Source organism: Pseudomonas azerbaijanorientalis, assembly GCF_019139795.1.
In the GTDB taxonomy this organism is placed as follows: Bacteria; Pseudomonadota; Gammaproteobacteria; order Pseudomonadales; family Pseudomonadaceae; genus Aquipseudomonas; species Aquipseudomonas laurylsulfatiphila.
The window spans coordinates 219,160-239,672 of the sequence record NZ_CP077078.1 but is presented as its reverse complement, the minus strand read 5'-3'; the positions used below and the strand labels follow the sequence as shown (position 1 = coordinate 239,672).

The following is a 20,513-nucleotide window of genomic DNA, read 5'->3' as shown; positions in this document are numbered from 1 at the left end:
CTTGCGAGAAGACTCTCCAAGGAAGAATTATTGTGATCAGGCCGCTTCCTAGCCTTGGGTTACTTGATCGCGTTTTTCGCGTTTTGTTTCCGGGCGTGTTGTTTTTGTTGCTCAACGGTTGCACCAGCATCAGCTATTACAGTCAACTGGCCAGCGGCCAAATGCAGCTGCTGCGGGCCAGGGAGCCGGTTTCCAGCGTGATTGCCGACCCGGCGCGCGACCAAAAACTGCGTATACACCTGGAGCAATCACAAAAGGCCCGAACGTTCGCCAGCCGGCAATTGCACCTGCCGGACAACCAGAGTTACCGCTTGTACGCGGACATTGGCCGTCCCTTCGTCGTCTGGAATGTCTTCGTCACGCCGGAATTTTCCCTCAAGCCTGTAAACCACTGTTTTCCCATCGCCGGCTGCGTGGCCTATCGCGGGTACTACAGTCAGAGCGCAGCTCGCGGCGAAGCAGCCTTGCAACGCTTGCAGGGCATGGACGTGTCGATTGGCGGCGTCGAGGCCTATTCGACACTCGGCTGGTTCAACGACCCGATCATCAGTTCGATGATGGGCTGGGGGGATGAGCGACTGGCCACGCTGATCTTTCACGAACTGGCCCATCAGCGCGTCTATGTGAAGGACGACACCGAGTTCAACGAATCCTTTGCCACCTTCGTCGAGCAGGAAGGAACTCGCCAATGGCGGGCCTATCGCCACCTGCCACCGGACAACTATGCGCAGGCGCGTCAGCGCGACCAGTTCACTGAATTGGTGCTGGAAACCCGCGCCAGGCTGGAAAAGCTCTACGCCTTGCCATTGCCAACCAAACAGATGCGCCAGCGCAAGGCGGCCGAGTTCGAGCGCTTGCGCAGCGAATACCGGCAACTGCGCGACAGTCAGTGGGCTGGAGACAAACGCTACGACGCTTGGATTCATGCCCCCATGAACAATGCCCGGCTATTGCCGTTTGGCTTGTACGACCAGTGGGTACCGGCATTTGACGCGCTGTTCCACCAGGTGGATGGCGATTGGCCCAGGTTCTATGCCGCCGCGGAAAAGCTCGGCGGCTTGCCGACGGATGAGCGCAAGGCCGCGCTTAAGACGCTGGCTGAAGGCGCCGATCAACCAAAGAACCAGTAGCAAACGCCGATTGCACCCAGCACCCCGGCAAGCTCCGCCAGCAAGGCGCAGCCAACCGCATGGCGCGCACGCTGGATGCCCACGGCACCGAAGTACACCGCCAGCACATAGAACGTGGTCTCGGTACTGCCCTGGATTGTCGCCGCCACCAGCGCCGGAAAGCTGTCGACGCCCGAAGTCTTCATGGTTTCAATCAGCATCGCCCGGGCGGCACTGCCGGAGAAGGGTTTGACCATCGCCGTCGGCAGCGCATCGACGAAGCGCGTGTCCCAACCGGCCCACTCCACCAGATGACGAATCCCGTCCAGGCCGAAGTCCAGCGCTCCGGAGGCCCGCAGGACACCCACCGCGCAGAGCATCGCCACCAGATAGGGCAGCAGGTTCTTGGCGACGTCGAAACCCTCCTTGGCACCTTCAACGAAGGCCTCGTAGACCTTCACTTGGCGCAGCGCGCCGATCAGCAGGAACAGCATGATCAGGCCAAACAGCGTCAGGTTGCCGAGGATCGATGACAAGCCCGCCAGCGCGGTCGCTGAAAGGGTCGCCAGCAACGCCATGAAACCACCGAGGGCGAGGGCGCCGGGGATCAGGTAGGCCAGCACCACCGGGTCCCAGACGCGCAGGCGCTGCATGAACGCCACCGACAGGAAGCCGACAATGGTCGAGCAACTGGTCGCCAGCAGGATCGGCAGGAACACCAGCGTCGGGTCAGGCGCGCCTTGCTGGGCGCGATACATGAAGATGGTCACCGGCAGCAGGGTCAGCGAAGAGGCGTTGAGCACCAGGAACAGGATCTGTGCGTTACTGGCGACGGTAGCGCTGGGGTTGAGTTCTTGCAGCGCTTTCATGGCCTTCAGGCCAATAGGCGTGGCGGCGTTGTCCAGACCGAGGCCGTTGGCGGCGAAGTTCAGGGTGATCAGGCCGATGGCTGGATGACCAGGCGGGACTTCGGGCATCAGGCGCAAAAACAATGGCCCCAAGGCCCTGGCCAACCATTCGACGATGCCAGCCTTCTCGGCAATGCGCAGAAAACCCAGCCAGAGGGTGAGTGTGCCGAACAGCAGCACCATGACCTCGACCGACAGCTTGGCCATGGCAAAAATGCTCTCCACCATCGCCGCGAATATCCCGGCGTTACCACCAATCAGCCACTGCGCCAGCGCCGAAACGGCTGCCACGATGAAGAAGCCAAGCCACAGGCCATTGAGCATCAGTCAAATCCCCCAAAATATCCGCGAATGATAGCGGGGTGGCCAGAAACGACAAACCCCGGATTTCCCCGGGGTTTGTCTGGTGCGGCTTTCGTAGATCACTGTGGGAGCAGCCGGTCGACGCTCGATTGCTCGCGATAGCGGTGTATCAGTCGACATCAATGTCGGCTTTAGTCGGTCATCGCGAGCAAGCTCGCTCCCACAGGTTTTGTATCAGTTGCTGGAGGTTTCACCCGCCGGCAGTTTTTCCTTGCTACGCCAGTGCGGCAGGGAGTTCCAGTAACGCTGGCCCTTGGCGTCGTCGTACATGCCTTCCCAACGAGCGATAACCAGAACAGCCAGGGCGTTGCCGATCACGTTCAGCGCGGTACGGGCCATGTCCATGACGCGGTCGACACCGGCGATGAATGCCAGGCCTTCCAGCGGAATACCGACGCTGCCGAGGGTGGCCAGCAGGACCACGAAGGACACGCCCGGTACGCCGGCGATGCCTTTGGAGGTGACCATCAACGTCAGGACCAGCAGCAGTTGCTGGCTGATCGACAGGTCGATGCCATAGAGCTGGGCAATGAAGATCGCCGCAATGCTTTGGTACAGGGTCGAGCCGTCGAGGTTGAACGAGTAACCGGTCGGTACCACGAAGCTGCAAATGGCTTTCGGCGCGCCGTAGGCCTCCATCTTCTCGATCACACGCGGCAGCACGGTTTCGGAGCTGGCGGTGGAGTAGGCCAGTACCAGCTCATCCTTGAAGATGCGCATCAGCTTGATCACCGAGAAGCCGAACAGGCGAGCGATCAGGCCCAGGATCACGAACGCGAAGAAGGCGATGGCGACGTAAACCAGGATCACCAGCTTGGCCAGCGGTATCAACGACGCGAAGCCGAAGTTGGCCACAGTCACCGCGATCAGTGCGAACACGCCGATCGGGGCGTAGTTCATGATCATGTGAGTGACCTTGAACATGCTTTCCGACACGCCCTGGAACATCTTCACCAGCGGCTCGCGCAGGTCCGCCTGCAAGCTCGACAGCCCGAGACCAAACAATACGGAGAAGAAGATGATCGGCAGCATTTCGCCGCGAACCATGGCCGCGAAGATGTTCGACGGGATCAGGTTGAGGATGGTTTCGATGAACGCGTGTTCATGCTGGACCTCGGCGGCAGTCGCCTGGTACTTGGAAATGTCCACGGTGCCCAGGGTGCTCATATCGATGCCGGCACCCGGATGGAACAGGTTGGCCAGCAGCAGACCGACCACGATGGCGATGGTAGTGACGATTTCGAAGTAGACGATGGTCTTGAAGCCGATGCGCCCCAGCTTCTTGGCGTCACCGACGCCGGCAATGCCGACGATCAAAGAGGAGATGACGATCGGTATCACGATCATCTTGATCAGACGGATAAAGATATCGCCTGCTGGTTGCAGGACGTTGCTGATCCACCAGGCTTTTTCGGCACTGAAATGGTTGAGCAGCGCACCGATTGCTATCCCCAATACCAGACCGATGAGGATCTGCCAGGCGAGGCTAAGCTTTGCCTTCTTCATATCTTTACCCTTACTTGCGTTTGACTCAGGGAGATGCGCGAACTGGAACGCTCATGGCGAAAAAGTCTAGTGCATCTACCCCCCGTATAAGGTGCCCCGGAACGCGTGTTTGCGGCTCTCTGGCAGGCGAAAAAAGGCGCAACTATTCCGATGCAAGGAAGCGCCGTCTAATGCCGTAAACGCCTACCCTATGCCGAATCGGCATGAGGTTTTTTTGCTGAATGCGGCGTCGCAATCGGTTCGATTGCGACATTTCGGCAGGCATAAGTGCCGTGAACCGGTCATCACAGAGCAGATTGAATGTTTTTTGAGCAGTGGCCGAGCGTTGATTTTTCAACAAAATCCCGTAGGACAAAGCGAAAAATCGCGACCAAAAAAAAGGGGTTTTTCTCGATATACGGTCGCCTGTGAAACACCGGGAAAAGTAATTTCCGACGTAACAGGGACAAGGAGCCGATAACAGTGATGAAATCGAGACGAGCGCTCTATTTCAATGTGTTGCTTGATCCAGCCCTTCGCAAGCTCGTCGAGCCATGGTGGTCCGGCGAACTTGCGCAGCAGCTTTTCCTGACCCGGCCCTTACGCAGGTACTCCCTGTACCCGTAGGTCACTCCGCCCCTGAAGCAGGCAGAACATCCCGACCCCTTGGTCATGCGCCAGCCTTCCTCAGGTGACGCAGATCGAAAGAGGCGCTGTGACCTCCTTCGTGTACAAATTCTGTTCTACCGACAAGCCCTGCATGAGGGCCTCAGGCATGCCGCAGAAGCCTCAGCCCGCATGCCATGGCACTACCGCCCTGATAGCAGGGCGGCTGCCAGCGTATTGAACAAACCTTTCATGTCAGCCTCGACCGCGACGGCCAAAGAAGAAGGAAGCAATGAACATCACCAGGAACACGACAAACAGAATCTTGGCGATACCCGTGGCGGTGCCCGCGATACCACCGAAGCCCAGTACTGCGGCGATGATGGCAATGATCAGGAATGTGATTGCCCAGCTCAACATGGTGATTCTCCTTACGCTTCTATTTAGAGGTGTTGCGTTTCCCGGCACATCGCTGCGGCGGAAATTTTTTACCTAGAACACCCAGCGCTCCTGATGACGTATCTCACCTGCAGATCCGGCCTGGTCGACGTCGATCATGCGCATCGGGGGGCTATCGGCCTGAAGGCTGCCAACAGCACTGAAATGGGTTTGGGTCGGATGCTCAATTGACAGTTGTGGCGCTTGCGGCTGCAGACTCTGCTCCCAGCGCAGAAACTGTTGGCCACCGATAAGGGTGAGCAACAACGCCAGAACAGCAAACAGTCCTTGCTGAATATGCAAAGGCGAGAGGTGCAGGTGGGCGACACGTTGACGGTTCATCCTGGAGCTCCTACCACTAGGGTCGGTATTCGATAGCGGGCGTCTGTTTTTGAATGCCCTGGTCAACCAGACAATTGCAGCCCGCATGCCAGCATTGAAATGAATTAATTTCTTTTAATATCAATGCTTTAAGACCATCAAAGAAATCACATCGTACGCATCCTGCACGATGCCACTTGTACGGTCGTGCGTATTGCACGATTCGTTTGAAGGAGGGTGTAAATTTTTTGAATTGAGAGGAGGACGCAGATGTCAGAAATACACACTGGCCGCTGTCGGAAACCGGACATCTATTAAAAAAGCCGCGACATCAGCTGGCAAACCGATACATCGGATGAAAGCTACCCTGCCATGACAGGAATGGCTCAGAATCAATCATGCAACTTGCCCGATTTCTCCGGGACTAAATCAAGATCATTCATTAAGGAGCGTAGGAAAATGGAATCAGCCACTGAGCACCAAGGCCGCATTCTGCTGGTGGATGATGAATCCGCCATCCTGCGCACTTTCCGTTACTGCCTTGAAGACGAAGGCTACAGCGTGGCCACCGCCACCAGCGCCGCGCAGGCAGAAGCCCTGTTGCAGCGCCAGGTCTTCGACCTGTGCTTCCTCGATCTGCGTCTGGGTGAAGACAACGGCCTGGATGTGCTGGCCCAGATGCGTATCCAGGCGCCCTGGATGCGGGTGGTGATCGTCACTGCGCACTCAGCCGTCGACACGGCGGTGGATGCGATCCAGGCCGGTGCCGCCGACTATCTGGTCAAGCCGTGCAGCCCCGATCAATTGCGCTTGGCAACCGCCAAGCAACTGGAAGTGCGGCAGCTGTCGGCGCGGCTCGAAGCCCTGGAAGGTGAAGTGCGCAAGCCCAAGGATGGTCTGGACTCCCACAGCCCGGCCATGAAAGTGGTACTCGAAACCGCGCGTCAGGTGGCCACGACCGATGCCAATATCCTGATTCTCGGTGAATCCGGCACCGGCAAGGGTGAGCTGTCCCAAGCCATTCACGGCTGGAGCAAACGCGCGAAGAAATCCTGTGTCACGATCAACTGCCCGTCGCTGACCGCCGAGCTTATGGAAAGCGAGCTCTTCGGCCACAGTCGTGGCGCCTTCACCGGCGCCAGCGAAAGCACCCTGGGTCGAGTCAACCAGGCGGACGGCGGGACGCTGTTTCTCGACGAAATCGGCGATTTTCCCCTGACATTGCAGCCGAAGTTGCTGCGTTTCATTCAGGACAAAGAGTACGAGCGCGTCGGTGATCCGGTGACCCGCCGTGCCGATGTGCGCATCCTTGCAGCCACCAACCTCAACCTCGAGGACATGGTCCGCGATGGGCGTTTCCGTGAAGACCTGCTCTATCGCCTGAATGTCATTACCCTGCACCTGCCACCGCTCCGCGAACGCCGTGAAGATATTCTCAACCTGGCGGATCGTTTCCTGGCGCGGTTCGTCAAGGAGTATGCCCGTCCCGCGCGCGCGTTAAGCGAGGAGGCCCGGGAAGCCCTGCTGGGCTATCGCTGGCCGGGCAACATCCGTGAGCTGCGCAACGTGATAGAGCGCGCGAGCATCATCTGTCCGCAGGAGCGGGTCGAGATCAGTCATCTGGGCATGGCCGAAACCCCGGTCAACAATGCACCGCGCATCGGCGCAGCGCTGAGCCTGGATGAGCTGGAAAAGGCCCACATCGGCGCGGTCCTCGCCACCGCCGACACGCTGGATCAAGCGGCAAAAACCCTGGGCATCGATGCCTCGACGCTGTACCGCAAACGCAAGCAGTACAACTTGTGAGCAATAGGCGATGAAACTGGCGATGAAATTGCGGACCCGGCTTTTCCTGAGCATCTCCGCACTGATCACCGTCGCCTTGCTCGGGCTACTGCTCGGGCTGGTCAGCGTGATGCAGATGGCCGGCAGCCAGGAGGCACTGACCCGCAGTAACTTCATCACCCTGGACCTGGGACTCAAACTGCGCCAGACCTTGGGTGATCAACTGATCATCATGCTCAGCGAGAAGCCTGACTCCGCCGCTTTCGCCGCCTCGAAGCAGCACTACTTCCAATTGCTGGAGGAAGGCATCGCCCAGGAACCCGAGCTAAACGCAAGCGAGTACGGCTTCAGAAAAGCCAAGGCTGACTACGAGCGCTTTATCGAAGCTTATGAGGCGTCCCCGGACCCTTCGACTGTGCTCAGCAGCCATGACAACCTGACGGAAAAATTCAACGCACTGCGCAATGGTCTGATCGCCGAGCACAAGCGCGCCCTGGATAACATCAATGATACCGAGCGCCAGGCCCGGGAGCGGGCACTGCTGATTGCAGGGTTACTTGCCTTGGTGGGGCTGGCAGTGCTGATCATCGGCTTCGTGACCGCACAGGCCATTGCCCGGCGATTCGGGGCGCCCATCGAAGCCCTGGCCAAGGCGGCGGACAATATCGGCCAGGGCAATTTCGATGTCACCCTGCCGATCTCCTCGGCAGTGGAGCTCAACCAGCTGACCCGGCGTTTCGGGATCATGGCCCAGGCGCTGCGTGAACACCAGGCCACCAACGTCGATGAGTTGCTGGCCGGCCAGCAGCGTTTGCAGGCCGTGCTCGACAGCATCGACGACGGGCTGCTGATGATCGACCGTCAGGGCCATCTGGAACACCTTAACCCTGTGGCCCAGCGCCAGTTGGGCTGGGAGTCCGATCGCCTGGGACAGGGACTGGGCACGGCACTGGAGCGCCCCGAACTCGATGAGCAACTGCAACTGGTGCTGCGCGGCGGCACCCTGGAGAGGGCGCCGGAGGACTTGAGTGTCGAAGTCGACGGCGAGTCGCGACTGCTGACCTTTAGCCTGACCCCGGTCAGCCACACCCAGGGCCATATTCTCGGTGCCGTGATGGTGCTGCATGACGTCACGGAGCAGCGCGCCTTCGAACGGGTACGCAGCGAATTTGTATTGCGCGCCTCCCATGAATTGCGCACACCGGTTACCGGCATGCACATGGCCTTCGGATTGTTCCGCGAGCGCACACACTTTGCCCCGGACTCCCGGGAAGCCGACCTGCTCGATACCGTGAATGAAGAGATGCAGCGGCTGATGCAGCTGATCAATGACCTGCTGAATTTCTCCCGTTACCAGAACGGTTTGCAGAAACTCACCCTGGCGCCGTGTTCCATCGAGGCGTTGCTGGAACAGGCTCAGTCACGCTTTGCCACATCGGCCGAAGAGAAGGAAATCAGTCTGCTGGTGGAAGTGCAGGGGCCTTTGCCGCGTTTGCAGGCCGATCAGCCACAACTGGAGCGGGTACTCGATAATTTGCTCGACAACGCCTTGCGTCACACCGGTTCCGGCGGGCGGATACGCTTGCATGCCCGGCGCCACGGCGATCGGGTCATCATCAGTGTCGAGGACAACGGCGAAGGCATTGCCTACGGTCAGCAGGGGCGGATCTTCGAGCCGTTCGTGCAGGTCGGACGCAAGAAAGGCGGAGCCGGTCTCGGCCTGGCATTGTGCAAGGAAATCGTGCAATTGCATGGCGGACGGATGGGCGTCTATTCACGGCCGGGGCAGGGCACTCAGTTCTACATGGCGCTGACGGTTTAGATTGCGGTCACGCTTCGTCATCCAGGCGCCGGCCGCCCGCCAGACGTCGCCCCCGGGTGATCAATTCAATGAACTGAACCGCGCTCAGCGCGTGGGCGAACAGCCAACCCTGGCCGAACTTCACGCCTTCACTGCTCAGGAACTCGGCCTGGGCCTCATGTTCGATGCCCTCGGCAATCACCTTCAAATGCAGTGACTGGGCCATGTGAATGATGTGCGGGGCCACACCGCTGCTGGCGGCGTCATGTCCCAACGCATCAATGAACGCCTTGTCGATTTTCAGGCAGTCCACCGGCAGGGTTTGCAAATAGGCGAGGCTGCAGTAGCCGGTGCCAAAATCATCGATCAACACCTGGTGCCCGACATCCCGCAGCGATTGCAGGTTTTCCCGGGCCACCACCACATCGACCAGTCCACGCTCGGTGACCTCGAAGGCAATCTGCCGCGCAGCGACGCGGTGCAGGGTCAACAGCCTCGCCATCACCTGGCCGATTCGCGGAACCATCACATCACACGCCGCGAGATTGACCGAGATGTACAGTTGCGGGTTGGCACGCAGCAACTGGCCAAGTTGCTCGAGCAAGCGTTGCAAGACGAAATCCGTCATCTGGCGAATCTGCCCGGTGTCCTCCGCCATCGGAATGAACAGGTCGGGACTGGTCAGGGTACCGTCCGGCCTGCGCCAGCGCAGCAGCGCTTCAGCCCCGACACAGTTGCGGCTATCGAGGTCGAAGATCGGTTGATACAGCACCTGCAACTCGCCCCGGCGAATCGCCCCGGCCAGTTCGGCATCCAGCGACTGCCGCTGTTGCACCAGCAGGAACACCAGGAACCCGACGCATATGCCCAGCGCAAGGCTGGCCGGTAGCAGCCACCACCAGACCGAAGGGATATGCATGCCCGTACGCAGGCTGATCAACACCAATTGATACTCCGGGTTGTCGGTGGGCATGCGGTATATCAGGCGTGTCTGGGTGATCTGCAGCGCATCGCGATTTTTCGGGGGCCAGGCCTCGACCGGTGGCCAGATCTGCGAAGAACCCAACACCGGAATCGCGCGCTTACCATGGTCCAGGACTACCAGCAGGCTGCTGCCCGGCGACAGGTCGACCATATCGGTCAAATGCCCGCGAGAGGTCGCGACCCGGAAATTCCCGCGCCCGAGCATCAGGGCGGCGCGGTTTTCATCGGGTTCGGTGGTGGTATTGAGCCAATAGCTGTAGGTCGGGCCTTTGATGTCTGGCGGTCGAATCAGCGACAGCCCTTCCTGGCGAGGGCGATTGGAGCAGATTCGCGAGGAATCCATGTAGGCGGCTTCGTAGACGAAGCGATAATTGAACGTAACCTGTTGCAAGGTCGCGATCATTTCAGCATCGCAACCACGCAGCGGTTGCGCTTCAAGGTCGTCCAGGCTTTCCCGCAGTTGCCCGAAGAGCTGTTCCAGGCGGGCGAGAAAGCGCTCCCCCTGAGCATTCATTTCTTCGCTTTCGTTTTGCTCGACCTGATGAATGGCGACGAACAGGCTGCCGGCCATCAATAACGTTGCGCTCAAGACAGCCGACATCAGCCCCAGGAACCAAGGGCGATGGAACCAACTACGGAAGGTCTCTCGAGCAGCAGTCATTGCGTAATATCCGATGGATTACCAATGAGTTATAGCTGCTGATTGGGAAATAGCCCGGACCGCCGGGCGGGCGCCATTATTTTGTCTGATTCAACACCAAAAGCAGCGCGGCTGTTTGCGCATCCGGAGTGCCATCGAAGCGTGCCGGGCGGAAGTGCATCTGGAATGCCGCTATCACATGTCGTGTCGCAACATCGAGCTCGCCGGTTTGTGGCGAGGCATAACCCAGGCGGGCCAATTGCGCCTGAAACCAGCTGATGCTCGGTAACTGATCGGCGAACAGCATTTGCTGGCGCGCGACCGCCTGTTCGTTCGGCCAGATACCCAGACCCTCGGCAGCCAGACGCTTCCAGGGGAACAGGGGCCCCGGGTCCAGTTTGCGCAACGGCGCAATATCGCTATGGCCGATGATGTCGCGAGGCTTGATGCCCTGACGCTTGCTGATGTCCTTGAGCAATACGATCAAGGACTGAACCTGATCTTCGCTGTAGGGGTACCACACGCGCCCGTTTGGAGTGTCCTTGAACCCCGGGTTGACGATTTCGATACCAATGGAACTGGAATTGAGCCAGGTCCGGCCATCCCATTCGCTCTCCCCGGCGTGCCAGGCACGAACGTTTTCATCCATCAGCTTGTAGATTGTGGCGCCCTTGTCGTCACCGATCAGGTAATGACTGCTGACTTCGCCGTGGGTCAGCAGTTGCAGCGAACGCTCCATCGAGGCGTTGGTGTAATGCACTACCACGAACTGCACACGGCTATCGTAATTGGCTGAAGGATGACTGGTGTCAAAACGGGGACCGCTGGCGCAGCCGGCCAGCACAACAAGTGACAGGATCAGAGCAAGATATTTCATGGCGAAAGGCAGTACACACAAGACAATAATGCAACAGTGTAACGTAATGCCTTGCGGGTTGACGGCAATCGCCGCGAATTAAACAAATATGGAACAAATAATGTTCAGCCCGGCTCCACGCGGTTGCGTCCGGCATTTTTTGCACGGTACAACGCCTGATCGGCTCTTTTAAGCACTTGATCGCTGTGCTCACCCGGCCTGAACGCCGACATTCCGACAGACACGGTAATGGTCACAGGCTCTCCCTTGAAGTGGAACGGACAGGCCTCGATGGAGGCACGCAGGCTTTCCAGCAACTTCAGACCCGCCGCCGGCACTGTGGATGGCATTAACAACACAAACTCCTCGCCGCCGAACCGGGCAATGAAGTCCGTTGCGCGAAGACGCTTTCGCAACACGCTGGCAATGATCTTCAGCACTTTGTCACCGGCCAGGTGCCCGTAGTTATCGTTGATGCGCTTGAAATGATCGAGGTCGAGCATGGCCAGTAACAGCGTATTGCCATGTTGCTGCCATTGTTTGACTTCATGATCCAGGCGCTCGCTCCAGGCCGCGCGGTTGGGCAGGCCGGTCAACGGGTCGACCAAGGCCTTCTGCCGTTGCTCTTCAAGATGCTCACGGTACCCCTGGGCCTCCTGCTCCATATGAGCGACGCGCTCGGCCAGGCTGTGCAGGCGCGCAGCGACCTCTTGCTCGCGCTCATCGCGTTGTTTCTGGTGCTGGTCCATGGTGCCCAGCAAGCCTTCGAGATGGTTTTCCAGAACGTGCTTGAGACCTTCCAGGTCCGCGGCTTCCTGCATGCTGCTTTGCAAGCCATCAACCTGTTCGCGGATCTGCGTGTCCATCTGCCGCGCAGCCGAACGGTTGTCGGCGTGCCCTGCGGTGGCGGCCTGCAAGTTGCTCTGGAACGATTCGAGGCGCTCGTTCAATCGTTGCAGGTAGGCTTCGAACTCATGCTGGCCGCTGTCGGTAATGGCCAGCATCAACGTGGCGAAGTCGTCGAGAATCGGTAGCAATTCGTACCAGTTCAACCCGTTTTTCAGACGATCGCGCATGGATTCGGCTTGCGGGCGATGACGCTCGGGCAATGTCAGGTCTTCGAGCAGCCCCAGCAGCGTGTGTTCGATGTGGCTGGCCACCGAGCTGTAGGAGGGCTCTGGGGTATCCGGGAGTGCATAGAACGTGTCGTGACCGGATAGAGACTGATCTGCGGCGACCACCTCCTCTGTCGGAATCGCAAGCAAGGCCTGGCCATCCGGCGATGCTGGCACGATCAGCTCGTCGGGGTTCACTTGCGACTCAAGAGGTGTTTCGATGGTTTCCGGGGTCGGCTTCTCGGTCGACCCGGTTTCTGCCGCGCCTGCGATGGCGGTTTGAGGCTCCGCAGCCGCAGGTGCCAAGGCCACGACTGCCGGAGCAACGCAAGCCTCGGCTGGCTCGGTCGGCGCGGACGCCTCTTCAACTCGCTCAGCCATGGGTACTTCGCAGATTGCCGTCTCAGTCGCGACCGGGATGGGCTCGATAACCGCCGCAGGACTCTCGGCTACAGAAGCCGTTGGCGCAGCAGAAGCAGTCGTTGATGTCACCGTTTCTTCTGCTTCACGACCGCCGAACAATCGCTGCAGCAAGCCCGGCCGACCAGGTTCCGTCGGGGTCTCCAGCTGGCTCAGGGCCTTACCTTGCAAGCCACTCAGCTCGCTGAGCAACAATGGCATCTCACGCGCCTGACTGACCCGCGCATCCAGTTGCCTGGCGAAACTCTTGAGTGGCCGGCTCACATCCCGTGGCAGCGGCAATGTTTGCAGTTGAGTGACCAGTGCAGTCAGGGCGGCACTGGTCTGGTTGATCCGGGTTTCCCGACGCTGCTCGGAGTCGAGTACGGCTTTTTCCAGGCGTGGAATCAGCGCGGCCAGGCCGGCGTCCATGTCGTCGGTACGCACGACCTCGCGCATTTCCTTCATGCATTGGTCAACCGCGCGGTCAGTACCTTCCGCCGCCAGGGTGCTGCGCACCAGTCCACGGCGCAGCAAGTCTAGCCGCGCGTCCCAGCGACGTTCGAGCTTTTCCTGTTGTTCGATGCTTTTGAGGTATTTCTCTTTCCAGCGCTGTGCTTCGTCGCTCATTCATGGGTTCCGCGAGGGGCAGGACTCAACGCGGGCAATGCATCGGCCGTGAGCGAACCCGGCAGACGAATCTCTACCGCGACCGGCAGGTGATCGGAAATGGGCTGTGCCAGCACCTCGACCTTTTCCAGGGTCAGGCTCGGGCTCAGCAGGATATGGTCCAGGCAGCGCTGTGGACGCCAACTGGGAAACGTTGCTTCCATTTGCGGCGCGAGCAGGCCGAGATCGCGCAACGCGGAATTTTGCAGCAAGTCACTGGCATGGGTGTTCATGTCGCCCATCAGTACCTGGTGTTTGTAGTCGCCAATCAGATCGCGGATATAGGCCAGTTGCAGGCTGCGCGCCCGGGCACCCAGCGCCAGGTGCATCATGACGACCACCAGTGCTTCCGGGCCTTCGCCGAAGCGCACCAGGATGGCTCCGCGCCCCTTTGGGCCCGGCAACGGATGATCTTCAATGGCCCACGGGCGCAATCGACTGAGCACGCCATTGCTGTGCTGGGCCAGGCGACCGAGATTGCGATTGAGTTGTTGATACCAGTAGGGGAAGGCGCCGAGCTGGGCCAGATGCTCAACCTGATTGACGTAGCCTGAACGCAGGCTGCCGCCATCGGCCTCCTGCAAGGCGACCAGATCGAAGTCGCCCAGCAGATTGCCGATTTTCTGCAGATTGTCGGCACGCCCGGTGTGCGGCAGCAGATGCTGCCAGCCCCGGGTCAGGTAATGCCGGTAACGCTCGGTGCTGATGCCGACCTGGATATTGAAACTGAGCAAGCGCAGACGACTGTCTGCGGGCAAGCCCGTGGATTCCAGATGATGCTCGTTGACCCGCGGATGATGCAGGCCAACGATGCGTTCAGTACCCCATCGGCGCATGGCAGTGACTGCCCTTAGTTGGCGGCAGCCTTGTTAGCCGCTCGCTCTTTGTCGATCAGTTTGTCGGCCAGTTGCAGGGCCTGTTCGGCACCGCCGGCGGAGCCTACGTCAAAGCGGTATTTGCCATTCACAATCAGGGTTGGAACGCCGGAGATCTCATATTTTTTGGCCAGTTCACGAGCCTGAACGACCTGCCCCTTGATCGCAAAGGAGTCGAAAGTGGCCAGGAATTTTTCCTTGTCTACGCCCTGGGTAGCCAGGAAGTCGGCCATATCATTCTTATCGGTCAGCTTCATTTTTTTGTTCTGGATCGCGTCGAACACCGCGGCATGAACCTTTTGCTCAACACCCATGGATTCAAGAGTCAGGAACATTTGGCCATGAGCGTCCCAAGGACCGCCGAACATCGCTGGAATACGCTTGAAGTTCACATCCGATGGCAGTTTTTCGGCCCAGGGATTGATTGTCGGCTCAAAGTGATAGCAGTGCGGGCAGCCATACCAGAACAGCTCCACCACTTCGATCTTGCCAGGCACGGCGACCGGAACCGGATTGCTCAGTTCGACATAAGGTGCGGCGGGGGCTTCAGCAGCCTGGGCAGTCATGCCGAACAGGCTGGCAGCGGCAAAAACGGCGCTGATGATCAGATTACGCATGCTTCACTCCTGGACAAGTTTTTCGCCTCGCGCAACGTGTTTTCAGACAGGTCCTGGCGGGCTTGAGTTCTGTAGTGTAACGGCAGCGGCCACAAAAAAGGGCGGCCAAGGCCACCCTTTTTATACTCGTTGCAACGGATTAATCGAGCGTTAACGTTGCAGGCGATATTTACCCCGTTCAACGCCCGATCCGCCGGCCTTAGTGCAGGCCCTGGATGTAGCTGGACACCGCGGCGATGTCTTCGTCGCTCAGCCGCTTGGCGATGGTCTGCATGGTCTTGGCATCGCCATCGTTGGTGCGGCCGCCTTCTTCCTTGCGGAAATCGGTCAGTTGCTTGGCGATGTATTGAGCGTGCTGGCCACCCAGGTGCGGGAAGCCGGCGGCTGCGTTGCCGGCGCCATTTGGCGAGTGGCAGCCGGTGCAGGATGGCAGGCCCTTGGCCAGGTCACCGCCACGGAACAGGGCTTCACCGCGAGCGACGACTTTAGGATCGGCGGCACCAACGCTGCCTTTCTGGCTGGCGAAGTAGGCGGCGATGTCCGCCAGGTCCTGATCGCTCAGGTTGGTCAGCAGGCCGGTCATTTCCAGAACAGTGCGCTTGCCCGACTTGATGTCGTGCAATTGCTTGGTCAGGTAGCGTTCACCCTGACCCGCCAGTTTGGGAAAGTTTGGCGCCATGCTGTTGCCATCCGGACCGTGGCAGGCGCCACAGACGGCGGCTTTGGCCTGGCCAGCTTTAGCATCCCCCGGTTGTACTGCCTCACCTGCAGCATGGGCTATGCCGGAGATGCCCACGGTCAACAGCAGACTCACGATCAATTTCTTCATCAGCTAATCCAACTACGGCTAAGGGTTAAGAGTTATGGACCGGGCTTACTCGCTCATCCAAAGGATGATGGCTTGGTAATCCTCGGCACTGCAGTCCATGCACAAACCACGCGGCGGCATCGCCTTGAAACCCTGGGTCACGTGTTGCACCAGCGTCTCCATACCTTTCGCCAACCTCGGCGTCCAAGCATCCTGATCGCCTTTTTTCGGCGCCATGGGTAGTTGGCCGGAATGACAGGCACCACAAACACGGTTGTACACAGCTTCCGGATCCTGTGTAGCCTGAGCGCTGTAAAGCGGCATCAAGACACCGGCAGCTAGCAGCCATTTCGTCATAAAACGACCTTTTCAGGGTTGAGAGCGAGCTGCGTTCTAGTGCGCAATCAAGGTCTGTCGCTCTCGTGAACTTCATCCTACGCTGGGACAAAGCGCACACAAAATCTGCGGCATTATATACTGGCGTCACTGAAACGGAAGCGACACTGCTTGCCGCACCCATTCCTGGCGCCGCCCACATCGGAAATCCCATGCAACTCAAGAATCCCATCCTCGGTCTGTGCCAACAGTCCACCTTCATGCTCAGCGCCGCCAAAGTCGACCAATGTCCGGATGACGAGGGCTTCGAAGTCGCCTTCGCCGGGCGTTCCAACGCCGGCAAGTCGAGTGCCTTGAACACCCTGACCCACGCCAGCCTGGCGCGCACCTCGAAAACCCCGGGGCGCACGCAACTGTTGAATTTCTTCAAGCTAGACGATGAACGCCGTCTGGTCGACCTGCCGGGCTACGGTTATGCAAAAGTACCGATCCCGCTCAAGCAACACTGGCAGCGTCACCTGGAAGCGTACCTGGGTGGTCGCGAGAGTTTGAAAGGCCTGATCCTGATGATGGACATCCGCCATCCGATGACCGATTTCGACCTGCTGATGCTCGATTGGGCCGTGGCTGCCGGCATGCCGATGCACATTCTGCTGACCAAAGCGGACAAGCTGACCTATGGCGCGGCCAAGAACACGCTGCTCAAGGTTCAGGCGGAAATCCGCAAGGGCTGGGGCGATCTGGTGACGATTCAGCTGTTCTCGGCCCCGAAACGCATGGGCCTGGAAGAAGCCTATACCGTACTGGCAGGCTGGATGGAGCTGGCGGACAAGGGCGCCGAGGTAGAAGCCCAGTAAGGCAACGAAAGCTGTCTGGGCACTCCAGACAGCTTTCTGCAGGCAAAAAAAACCCCGGGCTTCATATGGGGAGGGAGAAGTTCCGGGGTTCAAGCTCTAGACCGCTAGGGCGGGGTCCAGATATCTGCCAACACTTAACACAACATAGGAGCATCGAAGGGCTTCACCAGCCATTCAGTACCTCTGAGTGGTGCTTCGCAAGATTAGTTCAGATTTTTTTCAAATAGCTTTGAAATAACGCCGATAACCTTCCGGACTAAACTGATTGCGCCCTTCTGCCGCGGCACTATGCCGCAGCAGAACACGACTCTTTTCTGTAGGAGCGAGCTCGCTCCTACAGGAAGGCTCAGTGAGCCTCATCCCAGTTATTTCCAACACCCACTTCGACCAGCAACGGCACGTCCAGTTTCGCGGCTTCGCTCATGTGTACGCGAATTTCATCGCGAACCTGGTCGACCAGGTCTTCACGCACCTCCAGTACCAGTTCATCGTGCACCTGCAAAATGACTTTGGCGTCGAGGCCGGACGCGGTCAGCCAGTTATCCACAGCGACCATGGCTTTCTTGATGATGTCCGCAGCGGTGCCTTGCATCGGTGCGTTGATTGCCGTGCGTTCGGCGGCGGCGCGTTCTTGCGGCTTGTTGGAGTTGATGTCCGGCAGATACAGGCGACGCCCGAAGAACGTCTCGACATAACCTTGCTCGGCGGCTTGGGCACGCGTGCGGTCCATGTACTGGCGTACACCGGGGTATCGGGCGAAGTAGGTATCGATGTAGGCCTTGGCGGTTTTGGTGTCGACGCCAATGTCCTTGCCGAGCTTCTGCGCCCCCATGCCGTAGATCAGGCCGAAGTTGATCGCCTTGGCGCTGCGGCGCTGGTCGGAGGTCACCTCGGCCAGTCCGACCTTGAACACTTCGGCGGCGGTCGCGGTGTGCACGTCCAGATTGTGGCGGAAGGCGTTCATCAGCCCTTCATCCCGTGACAGGTGCGCCATGATCCGCAACTCGATCTGCGAGTAGTCCGCAGCCAGCAGCTTGTAACCGGGCGGGGCCACGAAGGCCTGGCGGATACGACGCCCTTCGGCGGTACGCACCGGGATGTTCTGCAGGTTCGGATCGCTGGAGGACAGGCGCCCGGTGGAGGCGACAGCCTGGTGGTACGACGTATGGATCCGCCCGGTGCGCGGGTTGATCTGCTCCGGCAAACGATCGGTGTACGTGCTTTTCAGCTTGCTCATGGAGCGATATTCCATGAGCACTTTCGGCAATCGGTAGTCGTCTTCCGCCAGCTTGGCCAGCACCTCTTCGGCCGTGGACGGCTGGCCCTTGGCAGTCTTTTTCAGCACCGGCAGGCCGAGTTTCTCGTAGAGGATCACGCCGAGCTGCTTGGGCGAACCGAGGTTGAATTCCTCGCCGGCAATCTCGAAGGCTTCGCGCTCAAGTGCGACCATCTTGTCGCCCAGCTCGATGCTTTGCACGCCCAGCAGAGCGGCGTCGACGAATGCGCCCTGGCGCTCGATGCGCGCCAGCACCGGCACCAGCGGGATTTCGATGTCGGTCAGCACACTGGCCAGGCTCGGAATGGCCGAGAGCTTTTCGAACAGGGCCTGGTGCAGACGCAGGGTGATGTCCGCATCTTCGGCGGCGTAAGGCCCGGCCTGCTCAAGGGCGATCTGATCGAACGTCAGCTGTTTCACACCTTTGCCGGCGATGTCCTGGAAGCTCACCGTGGTGTGGTCCAGATACTTCTGCGCCAGGCTGTCCATGTCATGGCGCGTGGCCGTGGAGTTGAGCACGTAGGACTCGAGCATGGTGTCGAAGGCGATGCCGCGCACGGTGATGCCGTTGTCCTGTACGCCACCGATGGCGCAGTTGGCCAGGATGTTCATGTCGAACTTGGCGTGCTGGCCGACCTTGAGCTTGTTCGGGTCTTCCAGAATCGGCTTGAGCGCGCGCAGGACCGTGTCGCGGTCCAGCTGCTGCGGCACGCCGATGTAGGAATGGGTCAACGGGATGTAGGCCGCTTCGTTAGCCTGAACCGCGAATGACAGCCCCACCAATTGCGCCTGCTGCGCGTCGATGCCGGTGGTTTCGGTGTCGAAGGCAAACAGCTTGGCGTTGTTCAGCTTTTCCAGCCAGGCATCGAAACGCGCCTGATCGAGGATGGTTTCGTAGGCGGCTTCAGCAGCGGCGGCCGGTGCTTCGGCCTCTGGTTCGCTGAACAGATCGTTGGCCGGTGCAGGCTCGGCGGCAGCGCTCAGTTCCAGGCGTTTGGCGTCGCGATCAAGGTCGTTCAGCCAGCTCTTGAACTCCAGCAGGCTGTACAACTCGTAGAGTTTCGCCGGATCTTCCGCGCCCATTTGCAGGTCGTCGAGGCCAATGTCCAGCGGTACGTCGACCTTGATGGTCGCCAACTGATAGGAAAGGAAGGCCATTTCCTTGTGCTCTTCGAGCTTGGCCGGCAGGGTCTTGGCACCGCGAATCGGCAGGGTTGGCACGATGTCGAGCTGCGCATAGAGCTCGGTCAGACCGCCGTTCACACCGACCAGCAGGCCTGAAGCCGTCTTCGGGCCAATCCCCGGAACGCCCGGAATGTTGTCGGAAGAATCGCCCATGAGCGCCAGATAATCGATGATCTGCTCCGGAGCGACGCCGAATTTCTCCTTCACGCCCTCCACGTCCATGCTGCTACCGGTCATGGTGTTGACCAAGGTAATGTGACCATCGACCAGTTGCGCCATATCCTTGTCGCCCGTGGAGATGATCACCGGACGATCCGCCGCCGCACTGCTGCGGGCCAGGGTGCCGATCACGTCATCGGCCTCGACGCCTTCGACGCACAGCAGCGGGAAGCCCAGGGCGATCACGCTCTGGTGCAGCGGTTCGATCTGCACGCGCATGTCGTCAGGCATACTCGGACGGTTGGCCTTGTATTCGGCGTACATGTCATCGCGAAAAGTCCCGCCCTTGGCGTCGAACACCACGGCGAACGGACTATTCGGATATTGCTTGCGCAGGCTCTTGAGCATGTTCAACACGCCCTTGACCGCGCCGGTCGGCAGGCCTTTGGACGTGGTCAGCGGTGGCAGCGCGTGAAAGGCGCGGTACAGGTAAGAAGAACCGTCCACCAGGACGAGGGGGGCTTGGCTCATGAGCAGGATCAACCTTTTCGGCGGGTCCGGCGCTAGAATAGCGGGACCGTTGACGACAAAGGGACAAGGTTATCATGCGCACACTAAATCGCCTGTTGCTGGCTGGCTTGTTTGCAATCACACCATTGGCCGTCATGGCGGCGGACGATGCGCCATCGCCGGAACCGGATGTGACCATTCGCACGGAAGGCGACAATACGATCAAGGAATACCGCCAAAATGGCTTCCTGTATGCCATTCAGGTAACACCGAAGGGCGGAAAACCCTACTTTCTGGTGCGCGCCGATGGATCGGACGGTAACTTTATCCGCTCGGATCAGCCCGATATGCTGATTCCGTCGTGGAAGATTTTCGAGTGGAAGTAGTTTCTTAATTTCAATCGGCGCTGGC

Annotated in this window: 17 protein-coding genes; 5 read left to right on the top strand and 12 right to left on the bottom strand. The window is 59.4% G+C overall.

Going from position 1 to position 20,513, the window contains the following annotated elements:
* Positions 1-32: 32 nt before the first annotated feature.
* Entirely contained in the window at positions 33-1,130 is a 1,098-nt protein-coding gene (locus tag KSS91_RS01120) for an aminopeptidase (RefSeq protein WP_217836804.1), read from the top strand.
* On the opposite strand, the gene KSS91_RS01115 is transcribed toward KSS91_RS01120, so the two are convergent.
* From KSS91_RS01115 to KSS91_RS01100, 4 genes are all read right to left on the bottom strand, one after another.
* Positions 1,112-2,341 carry a nucleoside recognition domain-containing protein gene (locus tag KSS91_RS01115; protein ID WP_015092921.1) on the bottom strand — a complete coding sequence of 410 codons (1,230 nt, stop codon included), beginning with the start codon at positions 2,339-2,341 and terminating at the stop codon, positions 1,112-1,114. The genes KSS91_RS01120 and KSS91_RS01115 overlap by 19 nt on opposite strands.
* 213 nt (positions 2,342-2,554) lie before the next feature.
* On the bottom strand, positions 2,555-3,886 hold the full coding sequence (gltP, locus tag KSS91_RS01110) for a glutamate/aspartate:proton symporter GltP (protein WP_015092920.1): 1,332 nt from the start codon (positions 3,884-3,886) through the stop codon (positions 2,555-2,557).
* A gap of 840 nt (positions 3,887-4,726) precedes the next feature.
* Entirely contained in the window at positions 4,727-4,891 is a 165-nt protein-coding gene (locus KSS91_RS01105; protein WP_003177151.1) for a DUF1328 domain-containing protein, read from the bottom strand.
* 72 nt (positions 4,892-4,963) lie between these two features.
* Positions 4,964-5,251 (bottom strand): hypothetical protein, encoded by a 288-nt coding sequence (locus KSS91_RS01100; protein WP_217836803.1) that lies wholly within the window; start codon positions 5,249-5,251, stop codon positions 4,964-4,966.
* 438 nt (positions 5,252-5,689) lie between these two features.
* Between KSS91_RS01100 and algB the strand changes: the two genes are divergently transcribed.
* Both algB and KSS91_RS01090 read left to right on the top strand, forming a co-directional pair.
* Positions 5,690-7,036 carry a sigma-54-dependent response regulator transcription factor AlgB gene (gene algB, locus KSS91_RS01095; RefSeq protein ID WP_217836802.1) on the top strand — a complete coding sequence of 449 codons (1,347 nt, stop codon included), beginning with the start codon at positions 5,690-5,692 and terminating at the stop codon, positions 7,034-7,036.
* A gap of 10 nt (positions 7,037-7,046) precedes the next feature.
* On the top strand, positions 7,047-8,837 hold the full coding sequence (locus tag KSS91_RS01090; protein WP_217836801.1) for an ATP-binding protein: 1,791 nt from the start codon (positions 7,047-7,049) through the stop codon (positions 8,835-8,837).
* 7 nt (positions 8,838-8,844) lie between these two features.
* Here the strand turns inward: KSS91_RS01090 and KSS91_RS01085 are convergent, their stop codons facing one another.
* The 7 genes from KSS91_RS01085 to KSS91_RS01055 all read right to left on the bottom strand — a co-directional run bounded on the left by KSS91_RS01085 (position 8,845) and on the right by KSS91_RS01055 (position 16,136).
* Positions 8,845-10,461, bottom strand: coding sequence for an EAL domain-containing protein (locus tag KSS91_RS01085; RefSeq protein WP_015092916.1), 1,617 nt, complete (start codon positions 10,459-10,461; stop codon positions 8,845-8,847).
* 76 nt (positions 10,462-10,537) lie between these two features.
* Positions 10,538-11,317 (bottom strand): N-acetylmuramoyl-L-alanine amidase, encoded by a 780-nt coding sequence (locus KSS91_RS01080; RefSeq protein WP_217836800.1) that lies wholly within the window; start codon positions 11,315-11,317, stop codon positions 10,538-10,540.
* 104 nt (positions 11,318-11,421) lie between these two features.
* Positions 11,422-13,440 (bottom strand): GGDEF domain-containing protein, encoded by a 2,019-nt coding sequence (locus KSS91_RS01075; RefSeq protein WP_217836799.1) that lies wholly within the window; start codon positions 13,438-13,440, stop codon positions 11,422-11,424.
* Positions 13,437-14,315, bottom strand: a complete 879-nt coding sequence (locus KSS91_RS01070) for an endonuclease/exonuclease/phosphatase family protein (RefSeq protein ID WP_015092913.1) — start codon at positions 14,313-14,315, stop codon at positions 13,437-13,439. Before KSS91_RS01070 ends, KSS91_RS01075 begins: the two co-directional genes overlap by 4 nt.
* 14 nt (positions 14,316-14,329) lie before the next feature.
* Entirely contained in the window at positions 14,330-14,971 is a 642-nt protein-coding gene (gene dsbA, locus KSS91_RS01065) for a thiol:disulfide interchange protein DsbA (protein ID WP_126048484.1), read from the bottom strand.
* Positions 14,972-15,170: 199 nt separating this feature from the next.
* The gene (locus KSS91_RS01060; RefSeq protein ID WP_015092911.1) at positions 15,171-15,800 is read right to left on the bottom strand and encodes a c-type cytochrome; all 630 of its coding nucleotides are present in this window, start codon (positions 15,798-15,800) and stop codon (positions 15,171-15,173) included.
* Between the two features lie 45 nt (positions 15,801-15,845).
* Entirely contained in the window at positions 15,846-16,136 is a 291-nt protein-coding gene (locus KSS91_RS01055) for a c-type cytochrome (RefSeq protein WP_015092910.1), read from the bottom strand.
* 191 nt (positions 16,137-16,327) lie between these two features.
* On the opposite strand from KSS91_RS01055, the gene yihA reads away from it, so the two are divergent.
* The gene (gene yihA, locus KSS91_RS01050) at positions 16,328-16,972 is read left to right on the top strand and encodes a ribosome biogenesis GTP-binding protein YihA/YsxC (protein WP_008018454.1); all 645 of its coding nucleotides are present in this window, start codon (positions 16,328-16,330) and stop codon (positions 16,970-16,972) included.
* A gap of 346 nt (positions 16,973-17,318) precedes the next feature.
* Here yihA and polA read toward each other — a convergent pair whose 3' ends face one another.
* Positions 17,319-20,123 (bottom strand): DNA polymerase I, encoded by a 2,805-nt coding sequence (gene polA, locus KSS91_RS01045; protein WP_217836798.1) that lies wholly within the window; start codon positions 20,121-20,123, stop codon positions 17,319-17,321.
* Positions 20,124-20,197: 74 nt separating this feature from the next.
* Here polA and KSS91_RS01040 point away from each other — a divergent pair, with 74 nt between their 5' ends.
* The gene (locus KSS91_RS01040; protein ID WP_015092908.1) at positions 20,198-20,488 is read left to right on the top strand and encodes a DUF2782 domain-containing protein; all 291 of its coding nucleotides are present in this window, start codon (positions 20,198-20,200) and stop codon (positions 20,486-20,488) included.
* Positions 20,489-20,513: the final 25 nt, after the last annotated feature.

Coding starts and splice junctions, on each gene's coding strand:
- yihA (WP_008018454.1), top strand. CDS start 16,328: ATGCAACTCAAGAATCCCATCCTCGGTCTGTGCCAACAGTCCACCTTC.
- polA (WP_217836798.1), bottom strand. CDS start 20,123: ATGAGCCAAGCCCCCCTCGTCCTGGTGGACGGTTCTTCTTACCTGTAC.
- dsbA (WP_126048484.1), bottom strand. CDS start 14,971: ATGCGTAATCTGATCATCAGCGCCGTTTTTGCCGCTGCCAGCCTGTTC.
- KSS91_RS01100 (WP_217836803.1), bottom strand. CDS start 5,251: ATGAACCGTCAACGTGTCGCCCACCTGCACCTCTCGCCTTTGCATATT.
- KSS91_RS01090 (WP_217836801.1), top strand. CDS start 7,047: ATGAAACTGGCGATGAAATTGCGGACCCGGCTTTTCCTGAGCATCTCC.
- KSS91_RS01070 (WP_015092913.1), bottom strand. CDS start 14,315: ATGCGCCGATGGGGTACTGAACGCATCGTTGGCCTGCATCATCCGCGG.
- KSS91_RS01115 (WP_015092921.1), bottom strand. CDS start 2,341: ATGCTCAATGGCCTGTGGCTTGGCTTCTTCATCGTGGCAGCCGTTTCG.
- KSS91_RS01055 (WP_015092910.1), bottom strand. CDS start 16,136: ATGACGAAATGGCTGCTAGCTGCCGGTGTCTTGATGCCGCTTTACAGC.
- algB (WP_217836802.1), top strand. CDS start 5,690: ATGGAATCAGCCACTGAGCACCAAGGCCGCATTCTGCTGGTGGATGAT.
- KSS91_RS01040 (WP_015092908.1), top strand. CDS start 20,198: ATGCGCACACTAAATCGCCTGTTGCTGGCTGGCTTGTTTGCAATCACA.
- KSS91_RS01085 (WP_015092916.1), bottom strand. CDS start 10,461: ATGACTGCTGCTCGAGAGACCTTCCGTAGTTGGTTCCATCGCCCTTGG.
- gltP (WP_015092920.1), bottom strand. CDS start 3,886: ATGAAGAAGGCAAAGCTTAGCCTCGCCTGGCAGATCCTCATCGGTCTG.
- KSS91_RS01080 (WP_217836800.1), bottom strand. CDS start 11,317: ATGAAATATCTTGCTCTGATCCTGTCACTTGTTGTGCTGGCCGGCTGC.
- KSS91_RS01075 (WP_217836799.1), bottom strand. CDS start 13,440: ATGAGCGACGAAGCACAGCGCTGGAAAGAGAAATACCTCAAAAGCATC.
- KSS91_RS01105 (WP_003177151.1), bottom strand. CDS start 4,891: ATGTTGAGCTGGGCAATCACATTCCTGATCATTGCCATCATCGCCGCA.
- KSS91_RS01060 (WP_015092911.1), bottom strand. CDS start 15,800: ATGAAGAAATTGATCGTGAGTCTGCTGTTGACCGTGGGCATCTCCGGC.